Source organism: Enterobacter sp. R-1.6.2 (assembly GCF_035064085.1).
GTDB classification, from domain to species: Bacteria; Pseudomonadota; Gammaproteobacteria; order Enterobacterales; family Enterobacteriaceae; genus Enterobacter; species Enterobacter asburiae_B.
The window spans coordinates 1-11,963 of the sequence record NZ_JASEYI010000047.1; the positions used below are offsets into that span (position 1 = coordinate 1).

The window sequence follows — 11,963 nt, forward strand, 5'->3', positions numbered from 1 at the left end:
AATGCGAATGATGAAGCCACAGCAGATCTGCTTACACAACGTATCCAGTTACATGAGAAAACTGCCTGGATGTTGCGCAGCCTGCTTGAATAATGTAAACCGGTGGCAGCAGAAAAAACGGTTTGTCAGCCACAGGCCATTGCTGTCAGTGCAGTACCATCCGTGCTGCCGTGGCTGTTTTTTCTGACCGTAATAGTATAAAAACCGATAAATCAATAAGTTAAACAGTGAACGCGTGAGCGATAAATACAGTCCGGACAGGCATTACCGATGGGTATATCCGGACCACTGTCGCTTTCCCGTTATAATATCGCAGATACCGGCCAGGCTCTTCACAACCTGACAGGGTTAATGCTGCAATGATAAAACGGTTTGCGTGGAAAGCAGGATCACATTATTCGTTGTTATGGCTTCCTTTACCTGTGCCTGCCTGCGGGCAGTAGAGATCATACAAGGTATTTAACAACGTCATGATACGGTTATCCTCAATACGGTAATATACCATTTTACCTGCCCGTCGGGTCTCGACAAGCTTCAGGCGGCGCATTACACCCAGTTGCTGAGACAGGGTCGGCTGAGTGATACCGACTGCAGCTTCCAGCTCGGCCACATTCGCTTCCCCATGGCTTAACTGGCACATCAACAGCAACCGGTCGCTGTTAGCCAGTCCCCGTAAGACATCTGCTGCCCCCAGGGCTGCATTTTTCATATCGGTCTGACGTTTTGTGTCTTCATTCATGGGCATTGCTGGTTTCTCACATTCTGTATTTTTATATAATGTTATTTAGTATACTGATGGTGCCATAATTTTGCCACCGTGTTCGCCAGGTCTGCAGCGTCCAGCTGGCCTGGGTAACTAATTATATCTGGCAGACATTTTGCCCCGAGTGAACAGAGAGGATGTAATGAAAATAGTGATTGTTGGTGGTGTTGCCGGCGGTGCGTCCGCTGCAGCCAGAGCTCGCCGGTTGTCAGAAGATGTCAGTATTGTTGTGTTTGAACGGGGAAGCGATGTCTCTTTCGCCAACTGTGGATTGCCTTATCATATAGGCGGAAAAATTCCGTTACGGCAGTCACTTATTCTTAAGACTCCGGAGGATTTTAAATCCCGCTTTAACATAGACGTCCGTACCTGCCATGAAGTGACGTCAGTGGATCCGGTTAATAAAACAGTGACAGTTAAAAATTTGACCTCAGGTGAGATCCATACCGAAGTATGGGATCGTCTACTCCTCAGTACCGGAGCCGCGCCGGTTGTCCCTCCTTTGCCCGGGCTACAGCAAGAGGGCGTCTTTACGCTCCGAAATCTTACTGACATGGATGCTATCCTGGCGTGGATTGAGCAACATAACGTCGCTCACACCACGCTTGTCGGGGGGGGATTCATCGGACTTGAAGTGATGGAGGCTCTGAGCGAACGGGGGATCCGTGTTACCCTGCTGGAGATGGAGGAACAGGTTATGGCTCCGGTTGATCCTGAAATGGCATCAGCCCTGCATCAGGAAATCCGGAATCATGGCGTGGATCTGCGTCTCAGAACGGCACTCACCGAGGTGCTGCGGACAGAAACGGGATTCCGCGTTGCACTGTCTGACGGTGGCTTTGTGCAGACCGACATGGTTATTCTCGCCATCGGGGTAAAACCTGAGAACAGCCTTGCCACAGTAGCCGGGCTCGAAGTGGGTAAACGGGGAGGTATAAGCGTCAATGCCTGTATGCAGACCAGTATTCCTGACATCTACGCCGTGGGGGATGCAGTTGAAACACCTGACCTTGTCTTTCAGGAACCCGCTAATATTCCTCTGGCTGGGCCCGCCAACCGCCAGGGACGCATTGCTGCTGATAACATGCTTGATCACCACAGCCTTTACCATGGCAGTCAGGGGACATCCATTTGTAAGGTATTTTCGCTGAGTATTGGCAGCGTCGGTGCGAATGAAAAGCAACTGAAAGCCCATGGTACCCGATACGAGAAGGTTTACGTCCATGCTGCTGATCATGCCGGTTACTACCCTGGGGCTACGATGATCAGTCTGAAACTGCTGTTCAGCCCCGATACCGGTAAAATTCTGGGGGCCCAGGCGTCAGGGAAAAAAGGGGTTGATAAACGCATCGATGTTCTGTCTGTCGCGCAGCGCGCGGGACTTACCGTCAACGATCTCGAGCATCTTGAGCTGACTTATGCCCCGCCTTTTAACAGTGCAAGGGACGTTGTTAACCAGGCCGGTATGGTGGCGGCAAATGTCATCAGGGGAGATACGGCCATATGTCATGTCAGCGATGTTTTGCAACGGGAACCGGGCAGTTATTGTTTAGTTGATATTCGTTCTCCTGAAGAACTGAAACAATTTGGCGAATATCCTGATGCGCTATCCATCCCTCTGGATTCTCTGCGGGAGAATCTTGAAAAATTGCCTGTAGATAAAGAGATTTTTATCGGTTGTCAGAGTGGTCTGCGCGGGCATGTGGCATACCGTATTCTGCAGGCTCACGGCTTCCGGACATATAATCTGAGTGGTGGCTTTATAACCTGGCAGGCGGTTATGGAGTCGATGAATCAATAAGAGATGAGGTGCCATACACATGGCACCTCATCTGGTTCTGACGCATTAAGACGTCGCCGGGTAACATACTGTTTTTTTATAATGTTACCTGCCCATGCTTCTGATACGAAAAGCTTTTAAGCGCCTGCACTATCCCATTGATGTTATTGCTCAATGTGTTCGCTGGTATCTGACTTACGCCCTCAGCCTGCGCAATCTCGAAGATATGATGACGGAGCACGTCGTTATCGTTGACCATTCCACTCTTCATCGCTGGGTTATGCGCCTGGCACCGTCGTTCCGCCAGTATAAGCGTAATGTAGGTCGGCGGTGGCGGATGGACGAAACTTACATTAAAATCAAAGGCCAGTGGAAATATCTGTACCGGGAGGTTGATACCGCGGGGCAGACCGTCGACTTCCTGTTGACCGCCAGACGCGACGCTGCGGCTGCCTTACGCTTCTTTCGCAAGGCCATTCGCCACCACGGTGAGCCTGAGTAGACTGGCTCCATGAATCTCCAGACAGTTGGTATCACTTAAATTAGTGATAGTCTTAATACTAGTTTTTAGACTAGTCGTTGGAGTCCGGATGATTGATGTTTTAGGTCCGGAGAAGCGCAGACGGCGCAGCCTTCAGGAAAAAATCGCCATTGTTCAGCAGAGCTTTGAACCCGGTATGACCGTGTTGCTGGTTGCCCGTCAGCATAGTGTTGCTGCCAGTCAGCTGTTCCTGTGGCGTAAGCAGTACCAGGAAGGTAGTCTCACCGCCGTTGCTGTGGGTGAACAGGTTATACCCGCGTCGGAACAGGCATCTGCGATGAAGCAAATTAAAGAGCTACAGCGCCTGCTGGGCAAGAAAACCATGGAAAACGAGCTGCTGAAAGAAGCCGTTGAATATGGCCGACAAAAAAGTGGATAGCGCACGTGCCCTTGCTGCCGGAGGATGGCGAATAAGCCTTGTCAGCTGTTGGCTACGGGTCTCACGTGCGCAACTGCATGCTATGGCTCGTCGGTCGAAGAACTGGCAGGAGCGTCGACGCAAGCGCAAGCCTGATGATATTGAAGCTCTGGATCGTATCCATACCGTTATCGGCGATCTGCCTACGTATGGTTATCGTCGGGTGTGGGCACTGCTGCGCAGACAATCAGAAACGGACGACATGGCGGTGATCAATGCCAAACGCGTATACTGAATCATGCGTAAGAATGCGCTGTTTGCTTGAGCGTAAACCGGCAATACCGCCCTTGAAGCCGGCGCATACAGGGAAGGTAGGACTGGAGCCTAAACATACGGCGGTACGTAGCCCGGAAAGCAACGGGATGGCAGAGAGCTTCGTGAAAACGATGAAGCGGGATTACATCAGCATCATACCGAAGCCGGACGGGTTAACAGCGGTAAAGAACTTTGCAGAGGCCTTCGAACATTACAACGAATGGCATCCGCATAGTGCACTGGGGTATCGTTAGCCACGGGAATATCTACGGCGGCGAACCAGTAATGGGTTAAGCGATAAAAAGTGTCTGGAAATATAGGGACTAATCTACTGAGGTTGTAACCATCGATAAAAGCGGTGCCAACATGGCGGCGCTGGCCACACTCAACGCCAGTAAACCTGAAGAAGAAACCATCACCATCAGGCAGAGTAAATACCTGAACAACCTGATTGAGCAGGACCATCGGAATATCAAACGCCGAATACGACAGATACTGGGGTTCAAATCATTTCGGCGAGCGCAGACGATAATGGAGGGCATTGAGTTAGTGCATATGATACGTAAAGGGCAATATCAGCATCCCGCTGAAGAGCCTTTATCACCGGCGGAACAATTTTACCTGTTGGTTGCCTAAAATATAGACAGCGCAATAATTACTGACTTGTCTACGCTAATGCGACAGAACCCAACGAGCTGGATTGCCAATCGGCGAAGACCTCTACGGCAGAAAATCCGAGCGTAACAACGAGCGGCCAATACAGCTTCGCTCCGGTTGAGTTGCCATGAATATGGCCATCGTGTGCTTACATGATTTTGATTCCGTTTATTTTACAAAAGCCCCCAGATGATCTTGACGGCGGTCCCTAACAGGACGAATCCAATGATGTATTTAAGCTGTTGCCCTTTGAGTTTTTCGCTCATTAACCACGCGCCAAATGCAGCCCCTCCCGCCGATGCGATACCGGTGGCACCGACCAGCGAATAATCCATTCCCGAAAGCGTTGCGTGGGCAAAGAAACCGGTCAGAGAAGCAAACACGACCACGAAAGAAGCGGTTGCTGACGCCCGTTTGGGTTCCAGCCCGGCCCCCACGAGTGCCGGGACGATGATGCTGCCACCTCCAACCCCTAACAGGCCACCGACAAAACCCGCAACACCGCCAAGGGACAAACTACTCAACATCTGGCTTCGCGCACTACGCTGAATTCCAGAAGATTTTGGCGCGTACAACAACATCATGAGGCTGGCAAAAATAAGAAAACCGGAGAACAGCCACAGTAGAAAATGGCGGTCTAACCTTTGGCTGACATGAACCCCGATTGGCGACAAAACCACGGCCACAATCAAAATGGGGAGTGCCAACCGCCATTCGACCAAACGCTTGCGAATGAATGTCGTTGTCGACACGCTCGTCGATATGGCATTCAGAAGCAAGGCGGTGGCCATCGCTGCATGAATTTCGACCCCTAGTGCCAAGAAGATCGGAACCAGAATAAAAGCGGCTCCGACTCCGGCCATGGCCATGATAGCGGTTAGAAAAAACGTTGCAACGGCAGCGATGGCAAGCATTTCAATTCCTTAGCAAAATGAGGATACAGTATGTCCAGCCAGTTTTTCCTGGCAAGGAATGCAAAGCCGTCCCGCTTCCGTGTCGATCAGTTTATCGACAAAGACACGTTCCCCACATTTGGCGCATAGTTCCGTGTCAAAGCAGCTTTTACCGCGTGGAAGTTCAAACGGCTTCTTTAGCCCGATATCGAGAAACATTTCTTCCGGCATCGATATGACCTTGTTAACCAGGGGGTCAGTGACTTCGGCGGGAATATCCTGTGGCGCTATGCCTTGTTTGCGTTGGGCAACAAAAGGCGAGTTGAGCATGTTGCCGAAAAACTCGTCCTTTAGCCGTACACGTACTGAGCGCCCGGTCTTCACGTCTATCAGAGTGAAAGCCATCTTGTTGTAATAGCGCTTCTCGATGTTCGACTTGCCGTAGGTGCATCCCGTAGCCGACATTACGCCATCCAGAAAGCATCCCGCAGCATGGCCTTTCCCTGTTTCTGCTATGACATGCAGCTCCTTGTCTTCTGCCCGTTCCACACCGAGCGCTCTCATCGCTGCTTGCGCAGCACGGTAGCCTAAAGGCATTGCTGGACACTTATGGCCGTGAAAGACCATCGCCGCTTCGAATTCATCGTGTGTCATTACTCTATCTCCTTCGTGAGTCGCGTAGCTTCCTGATGAAGCCACTATCTTGAAGACGAATGAACTCGCAAAAGGATGCAGAAATTTTCTTCGAGATTGATTTCAGTAATCCTCACGCCGAGGTGCGTGGTAACAAGCCCGACCACTGTAGTCAAAGTGCACTTGGCAATTACGTATCAACACCTCGCGCAACCGCTGACGAATTCTCCGTAACCTAGACTTCACGACGGAAAGACTTAACTCATGAGTATCGGCAAATTCTTGCTTACAAATGCTGTGCTGGGGGCAGTTTGGATATCGAATCTATGGTCACTCCCGTTTTTGCAACACTGATTTTCGACGATATCATTGGCTTGCTTAAATCTATCCAGCGTCAGAATCGCGCCACGATGAGTTCTGCGCCTGATGAACCTCAGAAAAATCATACGGCTTCAGATGAGCCATTCCGATATACAGGTTCTTCAACAGGCCGGTCGGCCGTTTGTATCATCAATGATCAGCATTCGCAAACCAGATAGGTGATTGTTTAAAAATTTATTGTTAGAGACTTACGACGCGAACGTCTGTTGTCGCGTCGTAAGCACCCAGGCTATCCTGGCCAGCTTGTTTGCGAGTGCGCAGGTCACAACAAAGTTGCTTTTTCTGCACATTAATTCCCTGGCCCAGTTTGCCTTTCTGGTGTTCTAGTTTTTGTTTTTTGTATGAACACTCTGGGGCACTGGACCAGTAATATTCGGATCTTTTTGTTGCCTCGTTTGCTGATCCCCAACAGAGTTGTTCGACCACCGGTGCTGTACTCACGTGGAAGCAGCCCCGTTGCCGCTGCGAAGTCACGACTACTGGCGTAGTGTTTCCCATCGCCAAGCTCAGTGGAAATAGTACTGACCGTGAGCGTTCCCACACAGGGAATGGTCAATAGACGTTGGCCACAACAGCCTGCCAGTACCTTCTGCGCTCAACCAACATACAAACCCAACGGCTGAATGAGTCATTCCTTTTCTCAGCGCCAATAAGCACTGAAAGATCCCCCTGTACCAAGAGCGTTCGCAGATACGAATAACCGGCTTTTGTGATCCTGCCGAGCTTCGGCTTTCCGCCGCTGCTGTATTGTGATTGCGTCAGTCCCAGCCAGGCGGCCAGTTGACGTCCATTTTTAAAATCATGTGCATTACCGATACTGGCGACCAGCGCACAGGCAGTTGTGGGGCCAACGCCCTTTAGCTCCATCAGCCGCTGACTGCGATGATCTGTTTTGGCCATGCGGGACAAAATTCGGTCATATTCAGTGATGTTAGCTTCAATGTGTTCCAGCAAATCATCAACACATTGCTGAACCTGAAGCGGTAAAGAGCTCTTCTGCACAGAAACTATGTGGCGCAGGGCATCAGTATTTTGTGGCGCGATGACACCGAATTCAGATATCAATCCTCGCAGACGATTATACGTTGCTGTTTTCTCTTCTATGAAACCCTGACGGGTGCGGTGTAAGCATTGCATTGCATCGCCTGCTGGCTTTCGTCCTTCACGGGTACAAATCGCATATGTGGGCGACGAACCGCTTCACAGATAGCCTGAGCATCAGCTGCATCATTCTTCCCTGATTTGCCGGCCATGCGGTAAGTAGACACAAATTTAGCGGCCATCAGACGTGGCTCATGACCATACTGCCGAAATAACCTTGCCAAGTAGTGAGCCCCAGAGCATGCTTCCATCCCGATAACACAGGGAGGCAAACCTGCAATGGACTCAGGAAGAGCAGCACGCGAAACTTTAGGTTTAACCAGAACAGTTCTGCCATTCTGATCAACACCGTGAACAGCAAACACATTTTTAGCAAGATCGATACCGACAGTCGTGATAGTCATAACGAATTACTCCGGGACGATGTGTACCCCATGATTGCACAAGAGTTAATCAGGCGCATAATCAGGGAAAGTCCCTTCCATTCGTTAAGATGATTTTTTGTACGGTTATGGCCCGATCAAAGACCGAGCCGAATGGGTTAACTCTCACCGAAGATAATTTTCTCGAGATCCTGCAAGTCCTGCTGTGATTGCTCGTTAAGGTTGGCCTCTGTTTTGTCGTACCAGCTAAGTAACTTCTGGCCAAGTGGTGTCAAAACCGAGCCTCCACCTTTGCTGCCGCCTGTTGACGTGATGACCACGGGCTTACCTATCCCTTTGTTTAACGTATCAATCAGGAGCCACGCCCTTTTATAGGGTATACCCAAATCTTTTGCGGCGGCTGACAGGGAATGAAACCCATCTATAGCGCGCAATAGATCGATTTTACCCGGCCCCAGCGAGATGTTGTCATTAATGTAAATTCGGGGTCTGACCAAAATAAAATCAGATATAAGCGCTTTTTTATTCATCCTGATACCTTTCTCGAAATTATTTTTGCCGGGTGTGTTTGAACGTTTTGATGGCGGAGATAAGAAGGATCACCCCAAGTAAAGTCATAAGTACTTTAACCGGGAACAGGCCGACCAGAAGTCCGCCAATTGCCGCACCAATCACAGATCCGATGACCATCCATACAAACAGCGGCCTTTCTTTTTTCAGAATCTGGAAAGCATCTGCATTTGTATAACGGGAAAAACCAACAATCATTGTGGGCAGGCTAATCATCAATGACAGGCTTCCGGCCAGTTTGATATCAACCCCGAACAGGATAACGATTGTGGGGATCAGAAGCTCACCGCCTGCCACACCGAGCAATGCTGCGACTATCCCGATAAAGAACCCTGAAATCACACCTGCAATAATTGTGGCAATACCGGGTTGAAATAACCCGCCGGAAATACTGTGCAGTGGTAGCCATGCTTCTGAGAACATGACGAACGACAGTAAAACAAGGAGGAGCAGAATGATTCTGTCCAGCCAGATTCTGGACATCTTAATGGCGCGGCCTGCGGCCCACCATGCCCCAATAAGACTTCCTGCCAGTAAATTCATGACAATATCAAGATGCTCTACCAACTGATCGGTGGCTATCGATTTTGTGCGGAAAATTAGAGCGATAGCGACAACAGCGAGGCTCATTGCTTTGTTAAAGATGACGGCTTCCAGGGTGGGTATTTTGAAACTACCGATCAGGACGGGAAGGCGAAACTCAGCCCCACCGAGCCCAATCAGCCCTCCTAAAGCCCCAATTACCGCGCCTGAGAAAAAACCTTTTCCATTCCTTTTTGAAACTGATGACATGCATTCCTCTCTGATTCGTTATGTCATTCTTGACATAACGATGAGCATAGCATTTCAGATGATAAGTTTGATAGTACGTTGTATAGGCGGGAATTGATCCAGCTTAAAGCTGATTCAATCAGTACCGGTGATTTTATTAAGCGCCTGTATCCGACAAACCTGAGAAGAACTGTAGCCGGTTGCTTCTGCTGTCTCCCGTATACTGAGTTTCTTAACCTGTCGGTAGTACAACACCTTCTGGTGTCGTTCACTGTCTGCCTGCTTGCCCCGGTATTTACCCAGGGAATGAGCACGCTCAATTCCCTGTTGCTGTCGCTGGCGACGACTCAGCCAGTCCTTATGCGACATTGCGGCCATCAGATCGATCAACATATTGTTGATCGCCGTGATAACTGCGCGGGTTATCGGGTCAGCCTGTGAAGGATCTTTATCTGACAGAGCCTGCCATGAAGTTGGGACGTCAAGACTGACGATCCGCAGTTCATGTTGCTCAATCTGCTTTTTCAGCGTCATCCAGTCGCTGTTGCTCAGACGGGTCAGACGGTCTATCTGCTCGACAAGTAAAATATCATTGTGGTGACTGTCCATTAGCAGGCGTCCCAGCTCCGGGCGGTCGAGTTTTGTTCCGCTGATATTCTCCCGGTAGTAACTGGCTATTTTATACCCTCGTTCCTGAACGAACTGCTCCAGCATATCTTTTGCTCGATCGGCAAACTGATCTTCCGTCGACGCTCTCAAATAAGCTCTGATGAACATTTTTTCACCGCATTATCGCTTTTAGGTTATTGCATTTATTCTATCGCATATAGGTTATGTCATTCATCGTGTACCGTCACGTTTTTATTATGGCGTCAGGGTGTACCCTAATGCGATAACCATTTTTGTTAAAAATGCCGCATCGAATAATTTATGAGGGAAACTATATGGCAAGGAGGCAGATTCTTTCTCTGTCGGAAAGAGAATCATTACTGGCATTACCGGACGATGAGTTAACGCTGACCCGAATGGCCTATTTCAGTGAGCATGATCTGGCGCTTATCAGTGCTCACCGTAAACCCGCCAGCCGCTTTGGTTTTGCCGTCCTTCTTTGCTATCTGAAAAATGTCGGCTTTGCCCCGGATAAAAAAATCCCACCCTCTGATGCGCTGCTGAAGCATATCGCCAGCAGGCTAAAGCTTACCGGGGATCTCTGGCCCGCTTACCTTTCCGGCAGGGATACGACCCGGCGTGAGCATTTAACCGAACTGTACCGCTATCTTGGCGTAAAGGCGTTCACCGGCAAAATACAGCAGGACTGTATTACACACCTGCTTTCGATGGCGACGCGCACCGATAAAGGTATTCTCCTGGCCGAAGAGTTACTGGTCTGGCTCCGGCAGAACAACGTGATCATCCCCGCGATTGACGTCGTGGAGCGTACCTGTGCGGAGGCCATGGCTGGCGGCGATAAAATCGTATTTCAGACCCTGAATGCCCCGTTAACTCCGGCCCACAGGGATGCCCTGGATCGTTTACTGGAGTCATCAGATAATCAGCCTTCCAGGCTGACATGGCTTCTGCAACCGCCGGGTAAAATCAATGGTAAGAACGTGCTGCAACATCTTGATCGGCTCAGTAGCATTGAATCGCTGGCATTACCTGAAGGTATAGATCGTACCATTCACCAGAACAGGTTGCTGAAACTTGCGCGGGAAGGCCGAAAGATGAGTAGCCGGGATTTGACCCGATTTTCAGCAGCCCGGCGTCATGCGATCCTGGTGTGCGTGCTGGAAGAAGCCAGAGCCACACTGACAGACGAAGTAATTGAGCTGCATGAGCGAATGCTGAACAGCCTTTTCAGCAAAGCCAAAAGAACACAGGCTGAGCGCCTTCAGCAGACCGGAAAGCTGATCCAGTCAAAACTGAGGCAGTATATCGATGTCGGTCAGGCGCTGTCTGATGCCCGTGATTCCGGTGGAGATCCATGGCTCGCAATAGAAAACATACTCCCATGGCATGAATTTGTCGCCAGTCTGGAGGAAACACGCCATCTCGCCAGAAAAAATAATTTTGACCCGCTGCATATTATTACCGAGAAATACAGCACATTACGGAAATATGCCCCGCGCATGTTGTCCGCTTTACAGTTAGTCGCAACCCCGGCCGCGCAACCTCTGGCTGATGCACTGGTTGTGATCAAGGAGATGTACCGGAAGCAGTTACGTAAAGTTCCGGCGGCAGCGCCGCTTGAGTTTGTCCCTGAAAGCTGGCGCAAGGTGGTGATTACACCTGCGGGTATTGACCGGCAGTACTATGAATTTTGTGCGCTCAGCGAGCTTAAGGGGGCGTTGCGCTCCGGGGATATCTGGGTTAAAGGCTCGCGCCGCTACAAAAATTTTGATGATTACCTCATCCCCGAAAAGGACTTTGACAAACTCACGCCGGCCCTGCCACTGCCCGTATCTGCTGATTATCATGAGTACATTACCAGCCGTATGACCCTGCTTCAGTCCAGACTTGAAGAGGTCAATGCCATGGCTGCCCTTGGTGAACTGCCTGATGTGGAAATATCTGACAAGGGCGTAAAAGTCTCTCCGCTGGATAACTGCGTTCCGGCGCAGGTTTCACCGCTGGCAGAGCTGGTTTACAGCATGCTACCGCGACCTAAAATCACGGAAATTCTCGATGAGGTAAACAGCTGGACGACATTTACCCGACATTTTTCGCATATAAAAAATGAGGCACTGTTGCAAATAGTCGGTGGTGATAAACTTATCATCCCCTTTTGCTGATGGAGCTGCACATGAACCCATTCAA

7 protein-coding genes and 7 pseudogenes are annotated in these 11,963 nt (G+C 50.0%); 6 read left to right on the top strand and 8 right to left on the bottom strand.

The features are described from left to right. Positions 1 to 93, top strand: a pseudogene (locus QMN93_RS24785) (DNA starvation/stationary phase protection protein); the annotation flags it as partial. Between the two features lie 301 nt (positions 94 to 394). Here QMN93_RS24785 and QMN93_RS24790 read toward each other — a convergent pair. Next, entirely contained in the window at positions 395 to 745 is a 351-nt protein-coding gene (locus QMN93_RS24790; RefSeq protein ID WP_032951288.1) for a helix-turn-helix transcriptional regulator, read from the bottom strand. Positions 746 to 905: 160 nt separating this feature from the next. Between QMN93_RS24790 and QMN93_RS24795 the strand changes: the two genes are divergently transcribed. From QMN93_RS24795 to QMN93_RS24810, 4 genes and pseudogenes are all read left to right on the top strand, one after another. Next, a complete protein-coding gene (locus QMN93_RS24795; protein WP_009652879.1) occupies positions 906 to 2,564 on the top strand; it encodes an FAD-dependent oxidoreductase in 1,659 nt (552 codons plus the stop codon). A 94-nt stretch (positions 2,565 to 2,658) separates the two neighbouring features. Next, positions 2,659 to 3,042 (top strand): annotated as a pseudogene (locus QMN93_RS24800) (IS6 family transposase); the annotation flags it as partial. A 91-nt stretch (positions 3,043 to 3,133) separates the two neighbouring features. After that, positions 3,134 to 4,077: pseudogene (locus QMN93_RS24805) on the top strand (integrase core domain-containing protein). 13 nt (positions 4,078 to 4,090) lie between these two features. Further along, positions 4,091 to 4,393 (top strand): annotated as a pseudogene (locus QMN93_RS24810) (DDE-type integrase/transposase/recombinase); the annotation flags it as partial. A gap of 194 nt (positions 4,394 to 4,587) precedes the next feature. Here the strand turns inward: QMN93_RS24810 and QMN93_RS24815 are convergent. From QMN93_RS24815 to QMN93_RS24845, 7 genes and pseudogenes are all read right to left on the bottom strand, one after another. Next, positions 4,588 to 5,328, bottom strand: a complete 741-nt coding sequence (locus QMN93_RS24815) for a sulfite exporter TauE/SafE family protein (RefSeq protein ID WP_032951290.1) — start codon at positions 5,326 to 5,328, stop codon at positions 4,588 to 4,590. A gap of 9 nt (positions 5,329 to 5,337) precedes the next feature. Continuing rightward, positions 5,338 to 5,961, bottom strand: coding sequence for an FmdE family protein (locus QMN93_RS24820; protein WP_007372374.1), 624 nt, complete (start codon positions 5,959 to 5,961; stop codon positions 5,338 to 5,340). A gap of 548 nt (positions 5,962 to 6,509) precedes the next feature. Further along, positions 6,510 to 6,889 (bottom strand): annotated as a pseudogene (locus tag QMN93_RS24825) (transposase); the annotation flags it as partial. Further along, positions 6,886 to 7,826: pseudogene (locus QMN93_RS24830) on the bottom strand (IS110 family transposase); the annotation flags it as partial. The pseudogenes QMN93_RS24830 and QMN93_RS24825, both read right to left, overlap by 4 nt. Positions 7,827 to 7,963: 137 nt before the next feature. Further along, positions 7,964 to 8,335: a winged helix-turn-helix domain-containing protein gene (locus QMN93_RS24835; RefSeq protein ID WP_009651828.1), complete on the bottom strand. Its 372-nt coding sequence runs from the start codon at positions 8,333 to 8,335 to the stop codon at positions 7,964 to 7,966. A 19-nt stretch (positions 8,336 to 8,354) separates the two neighbouring features. Then, positions 8,355 to 9,167: a sulfite exporter TauE/SafE family protein gene (locus tag QMN93_RS24840; protein ID WP_007372378.1), complete on the bottom strand. Its 813-nt coding sequence runs from the start codon at positions 9,165 to 9,167 to the stop codon at positions 8,355 to 8,357. 114 nt (positions 9,168 to 9,281) lie between these two features. Then, positions 9,282 to 9,923, bottom strand: coding sequence for a recombinase family protein (locus QMN93_RS24845; RefSeq protein ID WP_009651826.1), 642 nt, complete (start codon positions 9,921 to 9,923; stop codon positions 9,282 to 9,284). 167 nt (positions 9,924 to 10,090) lie between these two features. Between QMN93_RS24845 and QMN93_RS24850 the strand changes: the two are divergent. Then, positions 10,091 to 11,887 (top strand): annotated as a pseudogene (locus tag QMN93_RS24850) (Tn3 family transposase); the annotation flags it as partial. Positions 11,888 to 11,963 lie beyond the last annotated feature (76 nt).